At 55.8% G+C, this 22,476-nt stretch carries 19 protein-coding genes and 1 pseudogene; 5 read left to right on the top strand and 15 right to left on the bottom strand.

The features are described from left to right. Nucleotide 1: 1 nt before the first annotated feature. The 3 genes from ptrB to ABLV78_RS09210 form a co-directional block, all read right to left on the bottom strand. On the bottom strand, nucleotides 2-2,062 hold the full coding sequence (gene ptrB, locus ABLV78_RS09220) for an oligopeptidase B (protein WP_047045334.1): 2,061 nt from the start codon (nucleotides 2,060-2,062) through the stop codon (nucleotides 2-4). 122 nt (nucleotides 2,063-2,184) lie between these two features. Further along, nucleotides 2,185-2,856 (bottom strand): tellurite resistance TerB family protein, encoded by a 672-nt coding sequence (locus ABLV78_RS09215; RefSeq protein ID WP_047045336.1) that lies wholly within the window; start codon nucleotides 2,854-2,856, stop codon nucleotides 2,185-2,187. A gap of 104 nt (nucleotides 2,857-2,960) precedes the next feature. Then, nucleotides 2,961-3,320, bottom strand: a complete 360-nt coding sequence (locus ABLV78_RS09210; RefSeq protein WP_045390327.1) for a YebG family protein — start codon at nucleotides 3,318-3,320, stop codon at nucleotides 2,961-2,963. Nucleotides 3,321-3,456: 136 nt separating this feature from the next. On the opposite strand from ABLV78_RS09210, the gene purT reads away from it, so the two are divergent. Further along, nucleotides 3,457-4,635: a formate-dependent phosphoribosylglycinamide formyltransferase gene (gene purT / locus ABLV78_RS09205; protein ID WP_045390325.1), complete on the top strand. Its 1,179-nt coding sequence runs from the start codon at nucleotides 3,457-3,459 to the stop codon at nucleotides 4,633-4,635. 54 nt (nucleotides 4,636-4,689) lie between these two features. On the opposite strand, the gene ABLV78_RS09200 is transcribed toward purT, so the two are convergent. From ABLV78_RS09200 to zwf, 3 genes are all read right to left on the bottom strand, one after another. After that, nucleotides 4,690-5,331 carry a bifunctional 4-hydroxy-2-oxoglutarate aldolase/2-dehydro-3-deoxy-phosphogluconate aldolase gene (locus ABLV78_RS09200; protein WP_047045340.1) on the bottom strand — a complete coding sequence of 214 codons (642 nt, stop codon included), beginning with the start codon at nucleotides 5,329-5,331 and terminating at the stop codon, nucleotides 4,690-4,692. A 38-nt stretch (nucleotides 5,332-5,369) separates the two neighbouring features. Then, nucleotides 5,370-7,181 (bottom strand): phosphogluconate dehydratase, encoded by a 1,812-nt coding sequence (gene edd, locus ABLV78_RS09195; RefSeq protein ID WP_047045342.1) that lies wholly within the window; start codon nucleotides 7,179-7,181, stop codon nucleotides 5,370-5,372. A 222-nt stretch (nucleotides 7,182-7,403) separates the two neighbouring features. Further along, nucleotides 7,404-8,879 carry a glucose-6-phosphate dehydrogenase gene (zwf, locus tag ABLV78_RS09190; protein ID WP_045390321.1) on the bottom strand — a complete coding sequence of 492 codons (1,476 nt, stop codon included), beginning with the start codon at nucleotides 8,877-8,879 and terminating at the stop codon, nucleotides 7,404-7,406. Between the two features lie 319 nt (nucleotides 8,880-9,198). On the opposite strand from zwf, the pseudogene ABLV78_RS09185 reads away from it, so the two are divergent. Beyond that, a pseudogene (locus ABLV78_RS09185) lies at nucleotides 9,199-10,103 on the top strand (MurR/RpiR family transcriptional regulator). A gap of 125 nt (nucleotides 10,104-10,228) precedes the next feature. Continuing rightward, nucleotides 10,229-11,671: a pyruvate kinase gene (pyk, locus tag ABLV78_RS09180; RefSeq protein ID WP_015365996.1), complete on the top strand. Its 1,443-nt coding sequence runs from the start codon at nucleotides 10,229-10,231 to the stop codon at nucleotides 11,669-11,671. Between the two features lie 249 nt (nucleotides 11,672-11,920). Here pyk and lpxM read toward each other — a convergent pair whose 3' ends face one another. The 3 genes from lpxM to znuA all read right to left on the bottom strand — a co-directional run bounded on the left by lpxM (nucleotide 11,921) and on the right by znuA (nucleotide 15,298). Further along, a complete protein-coding gene (lpxM, locus tag ABLV78_RS09175) occupies nucleotides 11,921-12,892 on the bottom strand; it encodes a lauroyl-Kdo(2)-lipid IV(A) myristoyltransferase (protein WP_045390317.1) in 972 nt (323 codons plus the stop codon). Between the two features lie 126 nt (nucleotides 12,893-13,018). After that, nucleotides 13,019-14,338: a murein DD-endopeptidase MepM gene (gene mepM, locus ABLV78_RS09170; protein ID WP_045376156.1), complete on the bottom strand. Its 1,320-nt coding sequence runs from the start codon at nucleotides 14,336-14,338 to the stop codon at nucleotides 13,019-13,021. Nucleotides 14,339-14,353: 15 nt separating this feature from the next. Then, on the bottom strand, nucleotides 14,354-15,298 hold the full coding sequence (gene znuA / locus ABLV78_RS09165; RefSeq protein WP_045390494.1) for a zinc ABC transporter substrate-binding protein ZnuA: 945 nt from the start codon (nucleotides 15,296-15,298) through the stop codon (nucleotides 14,354-14,356). Nucleotides 15,299-15,376: 78 nt separating this feature from the next. On the opposite strand from znuA, the gene znuC reads away from it, so the two are divergent. Next, nucleotides 15,377-16,129, top strand: a complete 753-nt coding sequence (znuC, locus tag ABLV78_RS09160; RefSeq protein ID WP_015705955.1) for a zinc ABC transporter ATP-binding protein ZnuC — start codon at nucleotides 15,377-15,379, stop codon at nucleotides 16,127-16,129. Continuing rightward, a complete protein-coding gene (znuB, locus tag ABLV78_RS09155; RefSeq protein WP_045390315.1) occupies nucleotides 16,129-16,914 on the top strand; it encodes a zinc ABC transporter permease subunit ZnuB in 786 nt (261 codons plus the stop codon). The genes znuC and znuB overlap by 1 nt, the downstream gene beginning before the upstream one ends. A 39-nt stretch (nucleotides 16,915-16,953) precedes the next feature. Here znuB and ruvB read toward each other — a convergent pair whose 3' ends face one another. The 6 genes from ruvB to aspS form a co-directional block, all read right to left on the bottom strand. Continuing rightward, complete coding sequence (gene ruvB / locus ABLV78_RS09150) at nucleotides 16,954-17,964, bottom strand: Holliday junction branch migration DNA helicase RuvB (protein ID WP_015365990.1); 1,011 nt, start codon at nucleotides 17,962-17,964, stop codon at nucleotides 16,954-16,956. A gap of 8 nt (nucleotides 17,965-17,972) precedes the next feature. Then, nucleotides 17,973-18,584, bottom strand: a complete 612-nt coding sequence (ruvA, locus tag ABLV78_RS09145; RefSeq protein WP_015365989.1) for a Holliday junction branch migration protein RuvA — start codon at nucleotides 18,582-18,584, stop codon at nucleotides 17,973-17,975. Between the two features lie 81 nt (nucleotides 18,585-18,665). Continuing rightward, nucleotides 18,666-19,187 carry a crossover junction endodeoxyribonuclease RuvC gene (gene ruvC, locus ABLV78_RS09140; RefSeq protein WP_015365988.1) on the bottom strand — a complete coding sequence of 174 codons (522 nt, stop codon included), beginning with the start codon at nucleotides 19,185-19,187 and terminating at the stop codon, nucleotides 18,666-18,668. A 45-nt stretch (nucleotides 19,188-19,232) separates the two neighbouring features. After that, nucleotides 19,233-19,973: a YebC/PmpR family DNA-binding transcriptional regulator gene (locus ABLV78_RS09135; protein ID WP_015365987.1), complete on the bottom strand. Its 741-nt coding sequence runs from the start codon at nucleotides 19,971-19,973 to the stop codon at nucleotides 19,233-19,235. Nucleotides 19,974-20,022: 49 nt separating this feature from the next. Continuing rightward, on the bottom strand, nucleotides 20,023-20,466 hold the full coding sequence (nudB, locus tag ABLV78_RS09130; protein WP_015365986.1) for a dihydroneopterin triphosphate diphosphatase: 444 nt from the start codon (nucleotides 20,464-20,466) through the stop codon (nucleotides 20,023-20,025). Between the two features lies 1 nt (nucleotide 20,467). Next, nucleotides 20,468-22,255, bottom strand: coding sequence for an aspartate--tRNA ligase (gene aspS, locus ABLV78_RS09125; RefSeq protein ID WP_047045571.1), 1,788 nt, complete (start codon nucleotides 22,253-22,255; stop codon nucleotides 20,468-20,470). Between the last annotated feature and the right edge of the window lie 221 nt (nucleotides 22,256-22,476).

The following is a 22,476-nucleotide window of genomic DNA, read 5'->3' as shown; positions in this document are numbered from 1 at the left end:
GCTACACTTCTACCTTGCCGGGCAAGGTGCCTTGCGCGAGGGCGATTAAAAAGGCGTACTCCAACGCCACGCCCTCGTAGCTTTTAAACCGTCCCGACTTACCGCCATGCCCGGAATCCATGTCGGTACATAACAGCAGCAGATTGTCGTCGGTTTTCAGCTCGCGTAGCTTCGCCACCCATTTTGCGGGTTCCCAGTATTGCACCTGCGAATCATGCAGCCCGGTGGTCACTAACATATGCGGATAAGCCTGGGCTGAGACGCCATCATAGGGGCTATAGCTCTTCATATAGTGATAATAGGTTTCGTCCTGCGGGTTTCCCCACTCCTCAAACTCACCGGTCGTGAGCGGAATAGATTCGTCGAGCATGGTGGTCAGTACGTCAACAAACGGCACCTGCGCCACTACGCCATGGAACAACTCCGGTCGTTGGTTTATCGCCACGCCCATCAGCATGCCGCCGGCGCTGCCGCCCATGCCATAGCATAATTTAGGGTCGCCATATCCCTGCGCCAGCAGCGCATCGCAGACGTCCAGATAATCGTTAAAGGTATTCTTCTTGTTGAGGAATTTGCCGTCTTCATACCACTGCTGGCCAAGTTCGCCGCCGCCGCGAATATGGGCTATTGCAAAGACAAAACCGCGATCCAGCAGGCTCAGACGGCTGGCGCTAAAATCGGCGTCCATGCTGGCGCCGTAAGAGCCATAGCCGTACACCAGTAACGGGCTGACCCCTTTGCGAAAGTGTTCACGGTGATAGACCAGCGATACCGGCACCTCCACGCCGTCACGCGCTGTCACCCACAGATGTTCGCTGCGATAACAGGCAGCGTCAAAGCCCTGCACTTCCTGTTGTTTGATAACCCGCCGCTCGCCGGTATCCATATCCAGCTCAAATAGCGTATCCGGGGTCGTCATCGATGAATAACCATAGCGCAGCCTTGACGTTTCCGGTTCCGGATTATAGGCAAGCCACGTGACGTAGGCGGGATCGTCAAAAGCGATGCCAACCACTTCTCGCGTTTTACGGTTGATCTGCCGCAGGCTGGTTAAGCCCCGCTGGCGTTCCTCGACCACCAGCCAATCGGTAAACAGGGTAAAACCTTCGAGCATCACGTCAGGACGCGCAGGGATCAACGTCTGCCACTGCCCTTCGTCGCGAAGCACGGTGCGGTAGAGGCCAAAGTTCTTACCTTCGCGATTAGAGCGCAGATAAAACGCGTGCTGATAATGGTCGAGGCTATATTCATGATCCTTGCGTCGCGGCAAAAAGCACACCGGTTCGGCGTCAGGAAGCTCCGGATTAAGGAGTAACACTTCACTGGTGGTGGCGCTGGCAAGATAAATAACCACAAACTGCTGGGAGGTGGTTTTATGCACGCTGACGTAAAACGTGTCGTCTTTCTCTTCGTAGACCAACACATCGTTATCCGCGCTAGTGCCAATGGCATGCCGCCAGACCTGATACGGCAGCAGCGTGGTCGGGTGCTTACGCACATACCACAAAAAACGAGAGTCATTACTCCAGGCAAATCCTGGCGTGACGTTTTCCAGGATCTCAGCCGACCATTCGCCGCTGCTCAGATCCTTAAAACGTAAGCCGTACTGACGGCGGGAAAGATAATCTTCCGCCACCGCCATCAGTTGGTTGTTCGGCGCGACGCCTAATCCGCCGAGAGTATAGAATTCGCTCTTCGCCGCCCGTTGGTTGGCGTCGAGCAAAATCTCCCATTCATCCCACTCTTCTTTGAGCACCGATTGACGTTGGTAAATCGCGTATTCACAGCCTGGTTCATAGACCTGGCGATAGCGGTAGCCATTTTTGCTATAAGGAGCGGAGACCTCCCGCTGCGGAATGCGATCGATGATTTCCTTCAGCACCCGCTCCTGCAGGCTGCTTTGTGAATCCATCACCTTTTTGCCGTAGTCATTTTCCTGATGGAGATACTCCAGCACTTCCGGGCGCGCGCGTTCGTCATCGCGTAGCCAGTAGTAGTTATCGATGCGAGTGTCGCCATGTAGCGTCATGGCGTGGGGGATCCGTTTGGCTTTCGGTAGCATGCGTTATTCTTCTGCGTCTTATTATGGAATCACAAAATCACTCAGGGCGCCGAGCGCCCTGAACGATGTCGTGTCTATAAGGGTGGCAAAAGTGGCCAGCGATGCAAGCGAAACGCTCTCTTTTAAGAATCAAGCGCCTGTTTTTGCGCCTGAACATCGCGTTCTATCTCCTGACGAACGTCCTCAGGCAGCTTGAGCGCATCGCCGAGCGCATCCAGATAGCTGCGCTCCATAAAATGGTCGATATCAATTACCGCGCAGCTGAGGTAGTAGATTTCCAGCGCCTCTTGCCCATCGCGCACGCTTTGCGCCAGCCGCTGCGGGTCGAGCGGCTGGGTTAAAACCCTGTCGATCAACACTCGGCCCTGCACGTCGATGTTCGCCGCGCGCAACTGCTCTTCTATATGCTGACGTTCACGTTCGTCAATATGACCGTCGCTTTTGGCGGCAAAGACTAGCGCGGTAATCAGCCGCTCGCTGCGCGCATCAAGCACAACCGGTTCCTGGGCAACCGCGGTGGATGTCTGTGTCGCGATATCCGCCTGCTGGCCGCGCATTTTTTGCTGATACTTATTCCACAGCACGCTGCCTGCCACCGCGCCGCCGCCAACCAGCAGCGCGCCGGTGCCATATTTCGCCAGCAGCTTGCGCGATGATTTGCTGGCGACCAACAAACCCGCAAGGCCGCCCAAGGCGCCAGGCAGCAGGTTTTTAGCGGATGAAGACTTTTCAGCGGAAACGGAATCGCCCTGCTGACCCAGCAGGGACTGAAGTTGATTAAGCCAGTTAGCCATAACATTCCTCATAGCGCGAGATGCGATGCCATCAGCCTAAACGACGAGACGTCAGGAAATGTTATGGCTGGCTAAAGATGCGAAAATTTCCGTTGCGCCGGTTATCAGGCGGCCTTTGCTTTGCGCGGCTTTTTCGCGGCGCCTTCTTCGGCGGCACCAGGCTGAGCCTCGTCCTCTGTAGGCGCAGACTCCGGCATTTCTGCCGCCGCCTCAGCATGATCTTCTGCTTCCGGCAATTTCCCTGACTTCAGAATGTGGTGTAAGGCGTCTTTGCGCTCGGCCAGCCACATCGACATATTGTCACGCTGAGCTTCATCTAATTCCAGCGGGCACGCGACCAGCCAGTCATTGAGCACCTCTGCCAAATCGAGCATTTTGTCGTAAGCATCGGCCTCTTTTTTGCTGGCAAAAGACATTTTTTCCTCACCTTCACGGATCACGACGTATTTGATTTCAACCGCCATTGTGCAGCCTCTTTATACTGTATTTATATACAGTATATCAAATTTCACCGCCGTTCTCAACTTACGCGTATAAAGACAGACGCAAACGTTTTCGTTTATAATGCGCGGCATGTTCTGTTTACGCTGAGAGTAGGTTATGACTTTATTAGGTACCGCGCTGCGCCCCGCGGCCACGAAGGTAATGTTGTTAGGTTCCGGCGAGCTCGGAAAAGAAGTCGCCATTGAATGCCAGCGGCTGGGTATTGAAACCATCGCCGTCGACCGCTATCCCGATGCGCCGGCGATGCAGGTGGCCCATCGTTCGCACGTCATCAACATGCTGCACGGCGACGCGCTGCGTGAACTGATCGCCTTAGAAAGGCCAGATTATATCGTGCCGGAGATCGAAGCCATTGCCACCGACACTCTGGTTGAACTGGAACAAGCCGGGCAAAAAGTGGTGCCAACCGCGCGGGCCGCGAAACTCACCATGAATCGCGAAGGCATTCGCCGGCTGGCGGCAGAAGAACTGCAGATCCCCACCTCTGCCTATCGTTTTGCCGACAGTGAAGAAGGGTTCCGCGCCGCCGTCGCCGAAATTGGTCTGCCTTGTATCGTTAAGCCGGTAATGAGTTCCTCGGGTAAAGGCCAAAGCTTTATCCGCTCGGCTGACCAGCTCAGCGCCGCCTGGCAATACGCCCAACAGGGCGGGCGCGCAGGCGCCGGACGCGTCATCGTCGAAGGGGTGGTAAATTTTGATTTTGAAATTACGCTGCTCACCGTCAGCGCCGTCGACGGCGTCCACTTTTGCGCCCCGGTAGGCCATCGTCAGGAAGATGGCGACTACCGTGAATCCTGGCAGCCGCAGCAGATGAGCGATCTCGCGCTGCAACGCGCGCAGGAGATCGCCCGCAAAGTGGTGCTGGCGCTGGGTGGATATGGGCTCTTCGGCGTTGAATTGTTCGTTTGCGGCGATGAGGTTATCTTCAGCGAAGTCTCCCCTCGCCCACACGATACCGGCATGGTCACTCTGATCTCGCAGGATCTATCGGAATTCGCCCTGCACGTTCGCGCCTTCCTTGGCCTGCCGATCGGCGCCATCCGCCAGTATGGCCCAGCGGCATCGGCGGTGATTTTACCGCAGCTAACCAGTGAGAATGTGACCTTTGGCAATCTGCATGCCGCCGTTGGCGCGGGTCTGCAGTTGCGGCTGTTCGGCAAACCGGAAATCGCCGGCGCGCGTCGCCTGGGCGTTACGCTGGCGGTTGCTGACAACGTCGACGAAGCCATCAGCCGCGCCAAAAACGCTGCCGCCGCGGTTGTCGTGAAGGGATAAAAAAAAGCCCGGTCGCTCACGCGGGCCGGGCTTCTGTCATTTAAGGCGCAGAAATTATTTCGCGCCTTCTACCGCTTCACGAGCCAGCTTAGTGATACGCTCGTAATCGCCAGCCTCCAGCGCGTCGGCCGGAACCAGCCAGGAACCGCCGATACACAGCACGCTGTTCAGCGCCAGGTAATCGCGATAGTTCGCCGGAGAGATACCGCCAGTCGGGCAGAAACGAATGTGACCGAACGGACCCGCAATCGCCTGCAGCGCTTTCACGCCGCCGTTCGCTTCCGCCGGGAAGAATTTGAATTCTTTCAGACCATACTGCATGCCCAGCATCAGTTCGGAAACGGTGCTGATCCCCGGGATCAGCGGGATAGTACCTTCGCCGGTCGCCGCTTTCAGTAGGGACTCGGTCAGGCCCGGGCTAATAGCGAACTGCGCGCCTGCTTCAGTTACGGCTTTCAGTTGCTCAACGTTGGTCACGGTGCCGGCGCCGACAATCGCCTCCGGCACTTCTTTGGCGATAGCGCGGATAGCTTCCAGCGCGCACTCGGTGCGCAACGTGACTTCCAGAACGCGTACGCCGCCTGCAACCAGCGCTTTCGCCATCGGCACCGCGTGTTCCAGCTTTTTCACCACGATAACCGGTACGACCGGGCCGTTAGTCAGGATTGCTTCTGCAGTTGTTTTCCAGTTTTTCATCAGAGTTTTCTCTCGCCAGATCTACAAATCGAATCGTCTTAAAAAGTGATGCAGGTTGCGCCCTGCTCGGCTCCGGAGAGCTTCTCGCGCAGCGCGCCGAACATCTCGCGGCCGGTACCGACCCGCGAACTGCTCAGGTCAGGAATATGCGGCTGGCGGGCGGCCAGTTCGGCTTCATCGACCAGCAGGGTCAACTCGCCGGTCTGCCCGTTAACGCGAATCATGTCGCCATCGCGCACTTTCGCCAGCAAGCCGCCATCATAGGCTTCAGGAGTAACATGGATGGCTGACGGTACCTTGCCTGATGCGCCGGAAAGTCGACCATCGGTGACCAGCGCAATTTTGAAACGGCGGTCCAATAATACACCAAGTGGCGGCATAAGTTTATGTAATTCTGGCATGCCGTTCGCTTTCGGCCCCTGATGGCGTACAACGACTACGCAATCTTTATCCAGCAGTCCCGCCTCAAACGCCGGCAGTACGTCGTGCTGGCTCTCAAAGACGACCGCTGGCGCTTCGATAATCTGGTTCTCAACCGGCACCGCGGAGGTCTTCATTACCGCACGACCGAGGTTACCGCTCAGCACTTTGGTACCGCCATGGCGGGAGAACGGTTTCTCGAAGGTAGCAATGACCTGATCGTCAAGCGGCGCGGTCGCCCCTTCACGCCAGTCCAGTTCGCCGTTATTCAGCCATGGTTCCATGGTGTAACGGGACAGGCCGAAGCCGGCAACCGTGTTGACATCTTCATGCAGCAATCCGCCTTTTAGCAGCTCGCGCACCAGTACCGGCACGCCGCCTGCCGCCTGGAAGTGGTTAATGTCCGCCGGACCGTTTGGATACAGACGCGCCAGCAGCGGCACCACATCAGAAAGATCGGAGAAATCATCCCAGTTAATGATAATGCCCGCCGCGCGCGCCATCGCTACCAGGTGCATCGTATGGTTGGTGGAGCCGCCGGTCGCCAGCAGCGCAACGATACCGTTGACCACCACTTTTTCGTCAATCATTTTACCCAGCGGCATCCACTCATTGCCGTTGCCGGTCATGCGCGTCACCTGACGCGCGGCGGCGCTGGTCAGCGCTTCACGCAGCGGAGCGTCCGGGTGAACAAACGAGGAACCTGGCAGCTGCATACCCATGAACTCAACCACCATCTGGTTGGTGTTGGCGGTACCGTAGAAGGTACAAGTGCCCGGCGCATGATAAGAGGCAGCTTCGGATTCAAGCAGAGCCATACGGTCAACCTTACCTTCGGCATACAGCTGACGAATACGCACTTTTTCTTTATTCGGCAGACCGCTGGCCATCGGGCCGGAGGGAATAAACACCGACGGCAGATGGCCGAAGGAGAGCGCCGCCATGGTCAGACCGGGAACAATTTTATCGCATACGCCAAGATACAATGCGCCGTCGAACATGTTATGCGACAGGCCGATGGCGGCGGACATGGCAATCACTTCGCGGCTCAGCAGCGACAGCTCCATGCCATCCTGACCCTGCGTCACGCCGTCACACATTGCCGGTACGCCGCCGGCCACTTGCCCTACCGCATTGGCGGAGTGCAAGGCTTTGCGAATGATATCCGGATAATGTTCATAAGGCTGGTGGGCGGACAACATATCGTTGTAGGAGGTGATAATGGCGATGTTGTTGCGCAACATGCTCTTCAGCGACGCTTTATCTTCTGACTGACAGGCGGCAAAACCGTGCGCCAGGTTACCGCAGGCCAACTGCGAGCGATGGACGGTATCGCTTTTGGCTTGATTAATCCGTGCGAGGTAGGCTGAGCGGGGTTCGCGCGACCGTTCGATAATGCGATTTGTTACCCGTAACATTGTCGAATTCATAGAGGCTCCTCAAAATTTATCTGTCCGGCCACCGCGCGATGACGTCGAAGAATGGTGTAAATGGCACCACCACTGGGGCTCAGGGGCAAAATGTCTACAGGCAGTGTAATAAAAAAAGCCCCGGGGGTGAATCCTCCCGGGGCTTAAAAGATTAAAAATTATGCGCCAGACTGCGCCAGATCATGTTACCGGTAAAATAACTCTCCCGGATTAACGATACACTTACTCGAATTCGTTCCAGGAACGGCCATCGCGGGTGATCATCGCCACCGACGCCACCGGGCCCCAGGTACCTGCCTGGTAAGGCTTCGGCGCGTCGCCGTCGGCCGCCCATGCGCCGGTAATGGAGTCAACCCACTTCCACGCTTCTTCCACTTCATCGCGACGCACGAACAGCGCCTGGATACCGCGCATGGTTTCCAACAGCAGGCGTTCGTAGGCATCCGCCAGGTGAGTTTGATTGAAGGTCTCGGAGTAGCTCAGATCCAGTTTGGTGATCTGCAGATTATGCTTGTGATCGAGGCCTGGAACTTTGTTAAGCACCTGAATATCAACACCTTCATCCGGCTGCAGACGAATGGTTAGTTTGTTCTGCGGCAGCTCCTGCCAGGTCTCTTTGAACAGGTTCAGTTCCGGAGTTTTGAAGTAAACCACCACTTCGGAACATTTGGTCGGCAGACGTTTACCGGTACGCAGGTAGAACGGAACCCCAGCCCAGCGCCAGTTATCGATATCCACGCGGATGGCCACAAAGGTCTCCGTATTACTGGATTTGTTAGCGCCCTCTTCTTCCAGATAGCCCGGTACTTTTTTGCCTTGCGCAAACCCGGCGGTGTATTGACCACGGACGGTTTTCTCACGCACGTTCGAGCGATCGATTCGGCGTAGCGATTTCAGCACTTTTACTTTTTCATCGCGGATGCTGTCGGCAGTTAGATCCGACGGCGGCGACATGGCGATCATGCACAGGATCTGCAGCAGATGGTTCTGGATCATGTCGCGCATCTGCCCGGCTTGATCGAAATAACCCCAGCGGCCTTCGATACCCACTTCTTCCGCCACGGTGATTTCAACGTGGTCAATGGTGCGGCAGTCCCAGTTATTGACGAACAGGGAGTTAGCAAAGCGCAGCGCCAACAGGTTCAGTACCGTCTCTTTACCCAGGTAATGGTCGATACGGTAAACCTGGCACTCTTCGAAATACTCACCCACCTGGTCATTGATTTCCCGGGAGGTTTCCAGCGAGGTACCGAGCGGTTTTTCCATCACCACCCGCGCGGGTTTGGCATTCAGCTTCGCTTCGCCCAGGCCTTTGCAGATGGCGCCGAAAGTGCTTGGCGGCATCGCGAAGTAGTTAATGGTGACCCGGTTTTCCTGATCCAGCATTTCGCCCAGACGGGTGAAGCCGCTGGTATCGTTGACATCAAGATTACAGAAGTCCAGACGACCGCTCAGGGTATCCCATAAACCTTCGTCGATTTTCTCTTTCATGAAGGTTTCTAACGCTTCACGCACTACTTTGGTGTAAGCGTCTTTATCCCAATCGGCGCGACCAACGCCGATGATGCGGGTTTCAGGGTTAATCTGGCCAGCCTTTTCAAGCTGATACAGGGAAGGCAACAGTTTACGGCGCGCGAGGTCACCTTTCGCGCCGAAAATGACCAGATCGCATGCCTGGGCCGTTTGCGTTACCGCCATGTCATTCTCCTCAGTTGATAGTCTGGTGCTTATGCCAGGCTAAATTTGTAATTTTCTTACGCTGCACTGTACTGTGTTTACGAATTTCCTGAAACCCTTAGCGGTGCTTTCCCGACGTTACCGCACATAGAGGAAAAGCGTTCGCCGACAAATTGGGCATCAGGCTAAGAATGTTCGTTGTTTCGTCTGGTTTTCAGTTAGTAAAATACGACTCTGATCATGTAATGAAAAAAAACGACATTTTTTCTCGTTATTCCTCACCGCTTCTGATTGCGGAGGGGTATATTCTTGCTAAAACGCCTGATGATTTCACCCATTAATGAAATCGTTTCCATTGATGAGCGCCTGTTAACAATGAACATGCTGGAAAAAATCCAGTCCCGACTGGAAAACCTTAGCAAATCTGAACGCAAAGTGGCGGAAGTCATTCTTGCCACCCCGGCGCAGGCCATTCACTCAAGCATAGCGGCCCTGGCGCTGGAAGCCGGCGTCAGCGAGCCGACCGTAAACCGATTTTGTCGCAGTCTGGAAACCCGGGGTTTCCCCGATTTTAAACTGCATCTGGCACAAAGTCTGGCACACGGTACCCTCTATGTTAACCGTAATGTCGATGAAGACGACAGCGTCGAATCCTATACGGCGAAAATTTTCGAATCGGCGATGGCCAGCCTCGATCAGGTACATCATGCGCTGGATATGTCGGCGGTCAACCGGGCAGTCGATCTGCTTACCCAGGCGAAGAAAATCTCCTTCTTCGGTCTGGGGTCCTCAGCCGCCGTCGCGCATGACGCCATGAATAAATTTTTCCGTTTTAACGTCCCGGTCATCTACTCCGACGATATTGTCCTGCAGCGCATGAGCTGTATGAATTGTAACGATGATGACGTGGTGGTCATCATTTCACACACCGGGCGCACCAAAAGCCTGGTTGAACTGGCGCAACTGGCGCGTGAAAACGATGCCATGGTCATTGCCATTACTTCAGCCGGCACCCCGCTGGCGCGGGAGTCGACGCTGGCCATTACTCTGGACGTCCCGGAAGACACCGATATTTATATGCCAATGGTGTCGCGTCTGGCCCAGCTCACGGTAATTGATGTGCTGGCGACTGGCTTCACCCTGCGCCGCGGAGCAAAATTCAGAGATAACTTGAAGAGGGTCAAGGAAGCGCTCAAGGAATCGCGCTTTGATAAAGAACTACTCATTAGTAGTGATAAACAATAATAGTCATTATAAGTCAGAGACCAATTATGTCCCGGCAGCGTAGCAGTTCCGCCGATTAGCGGATTCGGCGCTACCGAATCCATGTTCACGCAACACCAAAGTTGTTTCAGTCAACGGAGTATTACATGTCCAGAAGGCTTCGCAGAACCAAAATCGTAACGACCTTAGGCCCGGCAACTGACCGCGATAACAACCTCGAAAAGGTTATCGCCGCGGGCGCTAACGTCGTACGCATGAACTTCTCTCACGGTACCCCGGAAGATCACCAGCTCCGCGCAGACAAAGTCCGTGAAATTGCAGCAAAACTGGGCCGTCACGTAGCAATTCTCGGCGACCTGCAGGGGCCGAAAATCCGCGTCTCTACCTTCAAAGAAGGCAAAATTTTCCTTAACATCGGCGACAAATTCCTGCTCGACGCCAACCTCGGCAAAGGCGAAGGCGATAAAGAAAAAGTCGGCATCGACTATAAAGGCCTGCCGGCGGACGTCGTTCCAGGCGATATCCTGCTGCTCGACGATGGTCGCGTGCAGCTGAAGGTTCTGGAAGTACAAGGGATGAAAGTGTTCACCGAAGTTACCGTTGGTGGCCCGCTATCTAACAATAAAGGTATTAACAAACTCGGCGGCGGGCTGTCTGCAGAAGCGCTAACCGATAAAGACAAAGCCGATATCGTTACCGCCGCAAAAATTGGCGTTGATTACCTGGCGGTCTCCTTCCCGCGCTGCGGCGAAGACCTGAACTACGCTCGCCGTCTGGCCCGCGACGCTGGCTGCGATGCGAAAATCGTCGCTAAAGTCGAGCGTGCGGAAGCGGTCTGCGACCAGGATGCCATGGACGACGTTATTCTCGCCTCCGATGTGGTGATGGTTGCTCGCGGCGATCTCGGTGTGGAAATCGGCGATCCGGAACTGGTGGGTATCCAGAAAGCGCTGATCCGCCGCGCTCGCCAGCTTAACCGCTCGGTCATCACCGCCACGCAGATGATGGAATCGATGATCACCAATCCGATGCCGACCCGTGCGGAAGTTATGGACGTAGCGAACGCCGTGCTGGACGGTACCGATGCCGTAATGCTGTCCGCAGAAACCGCTGCCGGCCAATATCCGTCAGAAACCGTTGCCGCGATGGCGCGCGTGTGCCTGGGCGCGGAGAAGATCCCAAGCCTCAACGTTTCTAAACACCGTCTTGACGTCCAGTTCGACAACGTCGAAGAAGCGATTGCCATGTCGGCGATGTATGCGGCCAACCACCTGAAAGGCATTACCGCGATTATCACCATGACCGAGTCCGGCCGCACCGCACTGATGACTTCGCGTATCAGTTCCGGCCTGCCGATTTTCGCCCTCTCCCGTCACGAGCGTACTCTGAACCTGACAGCGCTCTATCGTGGCGTGACGCCGGTACATTTCGACAGCCATAACGACGGCGTTGCCGCCGCGCACGACGCGGTTAACCTGCTGCGTGATAAAGGCTATCTGGTCTCCGGCGACCTGGTGGTCGTCACCCAGGGCGACGTGATGAGCACCATCGGCAGCACCAACACCACCCGTATCCTGACCGTTGAGTAATCATCTTCAGAGACAGGAAAGCCTCCTTACGGAGGCTTTTTTATGCTTGTTATCCTGGTAAATGCAGGCATCACAGCATGCCGGCGATGGTAGCATACGGAAATGCTTTGTAGGCCCGCGCAAGCGCAGCGCCGCCGGGCAATATCCGCGGATAAGGAGCCGCTTTTGCGCCGGATGGCGGCTGCGCCTTATCCGGCCTACGGTCTGGTAAATGCAGGCGCCGTAGCCCTGCTCAGCGCAGCATACAGCTTACTTCTTCGGAAACAGTTCTTTGCGCTTATAAGGCTCAGTTTCACCCGGCTTACGCGTCTTCAGCAGTTTCAGGATCCAGGTATACTGTTCGGTGTGCGGCCTGACGAAAATCTCAACCTCTTCGTTCATACGGCGCGCAATCGTCGTGTCATCGGCTTCCAGCAGATCGTCCATCGGCGGGCGCACCAGTACCGTCAGGCGATGCGTTTTACCGTCATACACCGGAAATAGCGGCACTACGCGCGCGCGGCAGACTTTCATCAGACGGCCAATCGCCGGAAGAGTCGCTTTATAAGTCGCGAAGAAATCAACAAATTCGCTGTGCTCGGCGCCGTGATCCTGGTCGGGCAGATAATAGCCCCAGTAGCCCTGTCGCACCGATTGAATAAACGGCTTGATACCATCGTTACGCGCGTGCATCCGCCCGCCAAAACGACGGCGCACGGTGTTCCAGACGTAGTCAAATACTGGATTACCCTGGTTATGGAACATCGCGGCCATTTTTTGCCCGCCTGAAGCCATCAGCATCGCCGGAATATCCACGCCCCAGGCGTGCGGCACTAAAAAGATGACCTTTTCATTATTACGGTGCATCTCGTCAATGATCTCTTTCCCTTGCCAGTCAACGCGGGACATCACACGCTGCGGATCGCGCATGCCGAGTTCGGCCATCATCACCATTGCCTGCGGAGCAGACATATACATCGCATCAATGATAGCTTCACGCTCTTGCTCACTTTTTTCCGGGAAGCAGTACAGCAGGTTAATCTGCGCCCGACGGCGGGAGCTTTTTGCCAGACGGCCAACAAAACGCCCCAGTTTTCCGAGAATAGGGTCGCGGAAAGAGGGAGGCGTCAGCGCGATTCCGGCGAAGGCGAAAACGCCCAGCCACGCGCCCCAGTAGCGCGGCAGTAAAAAAGATTTCTCAAATTTGGGGATAAATTCAATGTTATTTTTTTTCGTTTCCATGCCCGGTCCGCAGAAGTTCTGCTTAATCAATAAAGATAATGGCTTAGTTTAGCGACACGTCACTCATCGCACAAAAGAAAAAGCCGGCGCATATCAGGCGCCGGCTTTCAGTGAAGATAATTCAGACTAATCAAAGCGCAGCTGTGGGATAACCTCTTTGGCCTGCGCCAGATAATCGGTACGGTCGGAACCGGTTAAACCTTCGGTACGCGGCAATTTCGCCGTCAGCGGGTTAACCGCCTGCTGGTTGATCCAGACTTCATAGTGCAGGTGCGGGCCAGTAGAACGCCCGGTGTTGCCCGACAGCGCGATACGATCACCGCGTTTCACTTTCTGCCCCGGTTTCACCAGCAGCTTACGCAGGTGCATATAGCGGGTGGTATAGGTGCGGCCATGACGCACGGCGACATAGTAACCTGCCGCGCCGCTGCGTTTCGCCACCACCACTTCACCATCGCCGACGGAAAGCACCGGCGTGCCCTGCGGCATAGCGAAGTCAACGCCGCGATGCGGCGCAACGCGCCCGGTCACCGGATTCAGGCGACGCGGGTTGAAGTTAGACGACACGCGGAACTGACGCGAGGTCGGGAAGCGCAGGAAGCCTTTCGCCAGACCCGTACCGTTGCGATCGTAGAATTTGCCATCTTCGGCACGGATCGCGTAATAATCTTTGCCATCGGAACGTAAACGCACGCCCAACAGCTGGCTCTGCTCGCGCTTGCCATCAAGCATTTCACGCGACATCAGCACCGAGAATTCATCACCTTTTTTCAGCTTACGGAAGTCCATCTGCCACTGCATCGCTTTGATGACCGCGCTGATTTCCGTACTGGTGAGGCCAGCATCACGGGCGCTGGAGACGAAGCTAGCGCCAACGGTACCTTTCAGGACATTGTTGACCCAATCCCCTTTCTGCAGCTCGCTGCTCATTTTAAAGCCATTGGCGACGCGGTTATAGGTACGCGTCTCGCGGCGCGACATCTCCCACGTCAGGCTTTGCAGGTCGCCATCGGCGGTCAGCGTCCAGGAGAGCTGTTGACCAATTTTAAGGTTGCGCAGTTCTTTATCAGCAGAGGAGAGTTGAGCGATATCGCCCATATCAATACCGTACTGATTAAGAATACTGCTCAGCGTATCGCCGGTGGAAACCACATATTCATGGCCGCCGGAGTCGCTATCGGATTTATCGTCGAGCTCATCCTGCGGGATAGCTTCTTCTTCCTGCGGCGCCTGATCGATGGGTTCAGAGGCTTCCGGCAGCAGAGAGCGGATTTCGCTTTTTTCCAGCTCAATCGTTCTGACGATCGGGGCTGATTCCGGGTGGTAGATGTAGGGCCGCCAGACGGCGACCGCTAAAGTCAGGACGCTCAACGACCCCAGCATAACGCGATGGGGTCGCGGCAAGTTGTTGAATGCCTGAGTGACAGCGCGGGCTATCTGTTGCACGTATTCACTTCCTCGTTAATCTCCTTTCAGGCAGCTTGAATACTGATGCCCCAACTGGCTCAGGAACTGCGGGTAACTGTCTTTACCCAGCTTAATTCCGATTCCAAGTGGATCCAGGGTTCCCATGCGCACGGAGGTCCCCCTGGCAACAGCTTCGATAACCGCTGGCCTGAATTGTGGCTCAGCAAAAACGCAAGTCGCTTTCTGCTCAACCAACTGTGTTCTTATTTCGTGTAAACGCTGCGCACCAGGCTGGATTTCAGGGTTGACGGTAAAATGCCCCAACGAGGTCAAACCGTAATGTTTTTCGTAGTAGCCATAGGCATCATGAAAAACGAAATACCCCTTACCTTTCACCGGCGCCAGCTCGTTACTCACCTGTTTGTCGGTTGCGGCTAATTTTGCCTCAAATTCCTTCAGGTTGGCGTCAAGTTTGGCTCGACTCTGCGGCATAAGTTCCAATAATTTATCGTGGATTGCAACCGCTGAGAGCCGCGCTATCTCTGGGGAGAGCCACAGATGCATATTGTAAATGCCGTGATGGTGATCGCCGTCACTTTTTTCGCCATTAGCATGTTCGTGACCATGTTCGTCATCGTCATCATCCGTCCCTTTCATGAGCAACGGTTTCACCCCATCCAACTGGGCGATGGTGACCTTTTTCTGCTCCGCAATGCTTTGCGTTGACTTGTCCATAAAGGCTTCCATTTCTGGACCAATCCATACGACTAAGTCTGCGTTCTGTAAGCGTTTTACATCCGATGGACGCAGGGAATAATCATGCTCGGAAGCACCATCAGGCAGTAAAACCTGGGTATCCGTCACGCCATCGGCGATGGCGGAAGCGATAAAGCCAAGGGGTTTCATGGAAGCGACAACGGCTGCATGAGCAACCGGGGCATGAGCGAACAAAAAAGCGGCGCTAAGTCCAGCGCAAAGAAGCGTATTTTTATGTAACATAATGCGACTAATCATCGTAATGAGCGAAAGTGATGTGATATTATAACATTCAATCGCTAGTGCAACCCCTAATTTGACATGACGAATCTTGTAACGCTGGAAAAAGTCGCGGTCGTCTACGGCCAGCGGCGCGTGTTGTCTGACATTTCGCTAACGCTAAAACCAGGCAAAATTTTAACGCTTCTTGGCCCAAACGGCGCCGGGAAATCGACGCTGGTGCGCGTGGTGCTCGGCCTGGTGACGCCGACCGAAGGTGCTATCCAGCGCGAGAAAAATCTGCGTATCGGCTATGTGCCGCAAAAACTGCATCTTGATGCTACCATGCCGCTGACGGTCAGCCGCTTTATGCGCCTGCGTCCCGGTACCCGCAAGCAGGATATTATGCCGGCGCTGCAGCGTGTGCAGGCCGGGCATCTAATCGATGCGCCAATGCAAAAGCTCTCCGGTGGCGAAACCCAGCGCGTTTTGCTGGCGCGCGCCCTGCTGAATCAACCACAACTTCTGGTGCTGGATGAACCGACCCAGGGCGTCGACGTCAATGGTCAGGTGGCATTGTATGATTTAATTAATCAACTGCGTCAGGAGCTGAACTGCGCGGTCTTAATGGTTTCCCACGATCTCCACCTGGTGATGGCCAAAACCGATGAAGTGCTGTGCCTGAATCAGCATATTTGCTGCTCCGGAACTCCGGAAGTGGTCTCGATGCATCCGGAATTTATCTCCATGTTCGGCCCGCGCGGCGCGGAACAGCTGGGCATTTATCGTCACCAACATAATCACCGCCACGACCTGCAGGGGCGGATTGTACTGCGTCGAGGAAATGGCCGCTGATGATTGAATTACTGTTACCCGGCTGGTTAGCCGGCATGATGCTCGCCTGCGCGGCAGGCCCCCTGGGTTCGTTCGTGGTCTGGCGGAGAATGTCCTACTTTGGCGATACGCTGGCGCATGCTTCGCTGCTTGGCGTGGCGTTTGGTCTGCTGCTCAACGTTAATCCGTTTTATGCGGTTATTGTGGTCACGCTGCTGCTGGCAGGCGGGCTGGTATGGCTGGAAAAACGCCCTCACCTGGCGGTCGATACCCTGCTGGGTATTATGGCGCACAGCGCGCTGTCGCTCGGTCTGGTGGTGGTGAGCCTGATGTCGAACGTGCGCGTCGACCTGATGGCCTATCTGTTTGGCGATCTGTTAGCCGTTACCCCGCAGGATTTAATCTCCATTGCGTTAGGCGTGGTGGTAGTGGTCGCGATATTGCTCTGGCAGTGGCGCAACCTGCTGGCGATGACCATCAGCCCTGATTTAGCGTTTGTTGATGGGGTGAAGTTGCAGCGGGTTAAGCTGCTGCTGATGCTGGTGACGGCATTGACTATCGGCGTGGCAATGAAGTTCGTCGGCGCGCTGATCATCACTTCGTTGTTGATAATCCCGGCCGCTACCGCCCGCCGTTTTGCCCGCACGCCGGAACAGATGGCCGCGGTAGCCGTTGGTGTAGGTATGCTGGCGGTGACCGGCGGTTTAACCTTCTCGGCGTTCTACGATACCCCTGCAGGCCCTTCGGTTGTGCTCTGCGCAGCGGCGCTGTTTGTTCTGAGTATGACGAAGAAAGCGGCGAGTTGATTGAGAGGCTACCCGGTAGCGGAAAGCTACCGGGTTTTATCAGGGCATTTCCGGCGGGGTAATACCGAAGTGATTCCAGGCGCGCACCGTCGCCATTCGGCCACGCGGCGTGCGCTGCAGGAACCCCTGCTGAATTAAGTACGGCTCCAGCACGTCTTCAATGGTTTCCCGCTCCTCGCCGATAGCCGCCGCGAGGTTATCGAGGCCGACCGGACCACCGAAGAATTTATCGATCACCGCCAATAGCAGCTTGCGATCCATATAGTCAAACCCTTCGGCATCCACGTTGAGCATATCCAGCGCCTGAGCGGCGATCTCAGCGGAAATAGTGCCATCGTGACGCACTTCGGCGAAGTCGCGTACCCGGCGCAGCAGACGGTTGGCGATACGCGGTGTACCGCGCGCACGACGGGCCACTTCCAGCGCCCCTTCCTCGCTCATCTCCAAACCCATATGACGGGCGCTGCGGCCTACGATATGCTGCAGGTCCGGCACCTGATAAAACTCGAGGCGCTGCACGATACCAAAGCGGTCGCGCAGCGGCGAAGTCAATGAACCGGCGCGGGTAGTCGCGCCAATCAGGGTGAACGGCGGCAGGTCGATTTTAATCGAGCGTGCGGCCGGGCCTTCGCCAATCATGATATCCAGCTGATAATCTTCCATTGCCGGATACAGTACCTCTTCCACTACCGGCGAAAGGCGATGGATCTCATCAATAAACAGGACATCATGCGGCTCAAGGTTGGTCAGCATTGCCGCCAGGTCGCCGGCCTTTTCCAGCACCGGGCCGGAGGTGGTACGCAGATTCACGCCCATTTCGTTGGCGACGATATTAGCAAGCGTGGTTTTCCCCAATCCCGGCGGGCCAAAAATCAACAGGTGATCGAGCGCATCGCCGCGCAGTTTCGCCGCCTGGATAAAGATTTCCATCTGCGAACGCACCTGCGGCTGGCCGACATATTCTGCCAGTAATTTGGGGCGGATAGCGCGGTCAGCGGCCTCTTCAAAGCCAATGCTGTCGCCTGATACCAGCCGATCTGCTTCAATCATCCCTTACCTCACAACGCCGCGCGCAGCGCTTCGCGGATTAGCGTTTCACTGTTGGCGTCCGGGCGAGCGATTTTGCTCACCATTCGGCTGGCCTCTTGTGGTTTATAGCCCAGCGCCACCAGCGCGGCAACCGCTTCTTGCTCCGCATCGTCGGCAGTTGGGCCGGCAGGCGTGGTCAGCACCAGATCGGCGGCCGGAGTAAACAGGTCGCCATGCAGGCCTTTAAAGCGATCTTTCATCTCGACAATTAAACGTTCGGCGGTTTTCTTGCCGATACCAGGCAGTTTCACCAGCGAGGCAACTTCTTCACGCTCAACGGCGTTCACAAACTGCTGCGCCGACATGCCGGAAAGGATAGCCAGCGCCAGCTTCGGCCCGACGCCGTTGGTTTTGATAAGCTCTTTAAACAGCGTGCGTTCCTGCTTGTTGTTAAAGCCGTACAGCAGCTGCGCGTCTTCACGCACTACAAAATGGGTGAAGACGATGGCTTCCTGCCCGGCTTCCGGTAGCTCGTAGAAGCAGGTCATCGGCATATGGACTTCATAACCTACGCCCCCGGTTTCCAGTAATACCAGCGGGGGTTGCTTTTCGAGAATGATGCCTCTGAGTCTGCCTATCACGTAGCGCTCCTGAATAAAGGGCCGAAAGTCTAATGCGTTATCATAAAAAAAGGCTGGATGAATATCCAGCCTGATTTGTGATTATCGTAACCGCCCTCGCGCCAGATTGAGCCGGGTCTCGCTAATCTGAGCCAGGTTCTGACTGAGGTGGCAATGGGTGATGGCGATGGCCAGCGCATCCGCCGCATCCGCCTGCGGATTTGCAGGAAGTTTCAGCAAGGTACGCACCATATGCTGTACCTGGCTCTTTTCCGCGCTACCGATGCCGACGACGGTTTGCTTAACCTGGCGGGCGGCGTACTCAAAGACCGGCAGGTCCTGGTTCGTCGCCGCGACAATCGCCACCCCGCGCGCCTGCCCAAGCTTCAACGCCGAATCGGCATTTTTCGCCATAAAGACCTGCTCGATAGCGAAATAGTCGGGCTGGAACTGGGTAATAATTTCGGTGACGCCGGCGTATATCAGCTTCAGCCGCGACGGCAGATCGTCTACTTTGGTGCGGATACATCCGCTGCCAAGGTAGCTCAACTGCCGCCCGACCTGGCGAATCACGCCATAACCGGTCACGCGTGACCCCGGGTCAATGCCGAGAATAATGGCCATCACGCGCCTCCAGTAATAACTCACCCGCAATACCGGCTACCGGCATCACAGCGTTGCGGCAACCTCATCAGAGATTTCGCCGTTATGATACACTTCCTGCACGTCGTCGCAGTCTTCCAGCATATCAATAAGACGCAGCAGCTTCGGCGCGGTTTCCGCATCCATATCCGCTTTAGTCGACGGGATCATTGAGACTTCAGCAGCATCGGCTTTCAGGCCAGCGGCTTCCAGCGCATCACGCACCGCGCCCATCTCTTCCCAGGCGGTGTAAACGTCAATGGCGCCGTCGTCATAGGTAACGACGTCTTCAGCACCCGCTTCCAGCGCGGCTTCCATGATGGTGTCTTCGTCGCCTTTCTCGAAGGAGATCACGCCTTTTTTGCTAAACAGATAGGCCACGGAGCCGTCGGTTCCGAGGTTACCACCGGTTTTGGTAAAGGCGTGGCGTACTTCGGCGACGGTACGGTTACGGTTGTCGCTCAGACATTCAACCATTACCGCAGTGCCGCCCGGGCCGTAACCTTCATAAATGATGGTTTCCATGTTCGCGTCTTCATCACCGCCGACGCCGCGCGCGATGGCGCGGTTCAAGGTGTCGCGAGTCATGTTATTGGACAACGCTTTATCTACCGCCGCGCGCAGACGCGGGTTGGATGCCGGATCGCCGCCGCCCAGACGCGCAGCGGTGACCAGCTCGCGGATGATTTTAGTAAAGATCTTACCGCGCTTGGCATCTTGCGCCGCTTTGCGGTGTTTGGTGTTGGCCCATTTACTATGACCTGCCATAAAAAACTCTCCAAAAAAGCCGTCTTCCCGCGACAAACGCCGCGGGAAGTTATCCGGCGTTAATTACAAATTCTTCAATCGCCTGCCGGTTGCTCCACGATTTGGTTAGCGCGGCGGCATCCGACGCGCTAACCCAGCGGTAATCCAGATGTTCAGTGAAAACAATCTGGCGCTCATGGGGCAGCGCAAGACGGAACCAGAATTCCGTATTGCGCTCGACGCCCGGCGCATAGCGATGACGTAAGTGAGAAAATATCTCGAACTCCACCGTACGCTGACAGTCAATTAAGGCCAGTTGCTCGCGAGCAACGTCAATGGCGACCTCTTCCTTTACTTCGCGCGCGGCGGCCTGCAACGCGGTTTCCCCCTCTTCCAGGCTGCCGGTAACCGACTGCCAGAAAGCGGGATCGTCGCGTCGCTGCAACATCAGCACCCGCTTCGTATCTTCGGCGTAAATCACCACCAGAACGGAGACGGGCAGCTTGAATGACATCTTAGTTGTTCTCCGGAGACTCTTTTGCCTCTTTCGCCACAACCTGAATCCCCAGTTCGCCTAACGCGGCAGGATTCGCGAAGCTCGGCGCTTCGGTCATCAGGCACGCGGCAGCCGTCGTTTTCGGGAAGGCGATAACGTCACGGATGTTATCGGTACCGGTCAGCAGCATGGTCAGGCGATCGAGGCCAAATGCCAGGCCGGCATGCGGCGGCGTACCGTACTTCAGCGCATCCAGCAGGAAGCCGAATTTTTCACGCTGTTCTTGTTCATTAATGCCCAGAATGCCAAATACGGTTTGCTGCATTTCACCGCTGTGAATACGCACCGAACCACCGCCGACTTCATAGCCGTTGATGACCATATCGTAGGCGTTAGCCACAGCATCTTCCGGAGCGGCTTTCAGCTCGGAGGCGGTCATATCTTTCGGCGAGGTGAACGGGTGGTGCATCGCGGTCAGGCCGCCTTCGCCGTCGTCTTCGAACATCGGGAAGTCGATAACCCACAGCGGCGCCCATTTGGTCTCGTCGGTGAGATTCAGGTCTTTGCCCAGCTTCAGACGCAGCGCGCCGAGGGCATCGGCAACCACTTTCTTGTTGTCAGCGCCGAAGAAGATCATGTCGCCGTCCTGCGCGCCCGTGCGATCAAGAATAGCTTCGACGATTTCGGCGTTGAGGAATTTCGCCACCGGGCTATTGATGCCTTCAAGGCCCTTCGCACGCTCGGTCACTTTAATATAGGCCAACCCTTTCGCACCGTAGATCTGTACGAATTTGCCGTATTCATCAATCTGTTTACGGGTCAGCGCCGCGCCGCCCGGCACGCGTAAGGCAGCAACGCGGCCTTTGGCGTCGTTAGCCGGGCCGGAGAAGACGGCGAATTCGACCGCTTTCACCAGATCGGCTACGTCTACCAGTTCCATCGGGTTACGCAGGTCCGGTTTATCGGAACCGTAACGACGCTCCGCTTCGGCAAAGGTCATCACCGGGAATTGACCGAGGTCTACGCCCTTCACGTCCTGCCACAGCTTACGAACCAGATCTTCCATCACTTCACGCACCTGCGGCGCGGTCATGAACGAGGTTTCAACATCAATCTGAGTAAATTCAGGCTGACGGTCGGCACGCAGGTCTTCGTCGCGGAAGCATTTGACTATCTGATAGTAACGATCGAAACCGGACATCATCAGTAGCTGTTTGAACAGCTGCGGAGATTGCGGCAGCGCGTAGAATTTACCTTTATGTACGCGCGACGGCACGAGGTAGTCACGCGCGCCTTCCGGTGTGGCTTTAGTCAGCATCGGGGTTTCGATATCAAGGAACCCGTGATCGTCCATGAAGCGGCGCACGAAGCTGGTGATTTTGGCGCGGGTTTTCAGGCGCTGAGCCATTTCCGGACGACGCAGGTCCAGATAGCGGTATTTCAGGCGCGCTTCTTCGGTGTTGACGTGGTTGGAGTCCAGCGGCAGCGCTTCCGCGCGGTTGATGATGGTCAGGTCAGACGCCAGCACTTCGATTTCGCCGGTGGCCATCTCGCGGTTGACGTTACGCTCTTCACGCGCGCGCACGGTACCGGTGATTTGGATGCAGAACTCATTACGCAGTTCGGAAGCCAGTTTTAATGCATCCGCACGATCCGGATCGAAAAACACCTGCACGATGCCTTCACGGTCGCGCATATCGATGAAGATAAGGCTACCGAGATCACGACGACGGTTGACCCAACCACACAGGGTCACTTGCTGCCCCACGTGGGACTGACGTAGCTGTCCGCAATATTCTGTACGCATGAGATATCCCTTAACTTAGCCGCAGGCGGATGTTGCCTGCCATGCAGGCGACGAGGTCGCAGCTTTGCTGAATGTCACTACTGAATGAAAAAAGGCGGCTATTATACTGGAAATTCTGTCTGACGATAAGCCCGACGCAGTTTGTACGCTGCTTTGCTGCGCGCTTATTGCTTGTGCTCACATAAATTAACAAAATTTGTTACCCTTGAGCCGAATTAGCA

The sequence above is a fragment of the Klebsiella sp. CN_Kp075 genome (assembly GCF_040065055.2).
Classification (GTDB): Bacteria; Pseudomonadota; Gammaproteobacteria; order Enterobacterales; family Enterobacteriaceae; genus Klebsiella; species Klebsiella aerogenes.
The sequence above is the reverse complement of the archived record's forward strand: the minus strand, read 5'-3'. Positions and strand labels throughout refer to the sequence as shown.

Coding starts and splice junctions, on each gene's coding strand:
- ABLV78_RS09200 (WP_047045340.1), bottom strand. CDS start 5,331: ATGAAAAACTGGAAAACAACTGCAGAAGCAATCCTGACTAACGGCCCG.
- pyk (WP_015365996.1), top strand. CDS start 10,229: ATGTCCAGAAGGCTTCGCAGAACCAAAATCGTAACGACCTTAGGCCCG.
- ABLV78_RS09215 (WP_047045336.1), bottom strand. CDS start 2,856: ATGGCTAACTGGCTTAATCAACTTCAGTCCCTGCTGGGTCAGCAGGGC.
- ruvB (WP_015365990.1), bottom strand. CDS start 17,964: ATGATTGAAGCAGATCGGCTGGTATCAGGCGACAGCATTGGCTTTGAA.
- znuC (WP_015705955.1), top strand. CDS start 15,377: ATGACGAATCTTGTAACGCTGGAAAAAGTCGCGGTCGTCTACGGCCAG.
- lpxM (WP_045390317.1), bottom strand. CDS start 12,892: ATGGAAACGAAAAAAAATAACATTGAATTTATCCCCAAATTTGAGAAA.
- ABLV78_RS09135 (WP_015365987.1), bottom strand. CDS start 19,973: ATGGCAGGTCATAGTAAATGGGCCAACACCAAACACCGCAAAGCGGCG.
- purT (WP_045390325.1), top strand. CDS start 3,457: ATGACTTTATTAGGTACCGCGCTGCGCCCCGCGGCCACGAAGGTAATG.
- aspS (WP_047045571.1), bottom strand. CDS start 22,255: ATGCGTACAGAATATTGCGGACAGCTACGTCAGTCCCACGTGGGGCAG.
- ABLV78_RS09210 (WP_045390327.1), bottom strand. CDS start 3,320: ATGGCGGTTGAAATCAAATACGTCGTGATCCGTGAAGGTGAGGAAAAA.
- ruvC (WP_015365988.1), bottom strand. CDS start 19,187: ATGGCCATTATTCTCGGCATTGACCCGGGGTCACGCGTGACCGGTTAT.
- znuA (WP_045390494.1), bottom strand. CDS start 15,298: ATGTTACATAAAAATACGCTTCTTTGCGCTGGACTTAGCGCCGCTTTT.
- znuB (WP_045390315.1), top strand. CDS start 16,129: ATGATTGAATTACTGTTACCCGGCTGGTTAGCCGGCATGATGCTCGCC.
- edd (WP_047045342.1), bottom strand. CDS start 7,181: ATGAATTCGACAATGTTACGGGTAACAAATCGCATTATCGAACGGTCG.
- nudB (WP_015365986.1), bottom strand. CDS start 20,466: ATGTCATTCAAGCTGCCCGTCTCCGTTCTGGTGGTGATTTACGCCGAA.
- ptrB (WP_047045334.1), bottom strand. CDS start 2,062: ATGCTACCGAAAGCCAAACGGATCCCCCACGCCATGACGCTACATGGC.
- zwf (WP_045390321.1), bottom strand. CDS start 8,879: ATGGCGGTAACGCAAACGGCCCAGGCATGCGATCTGGTCATTTTCGGC.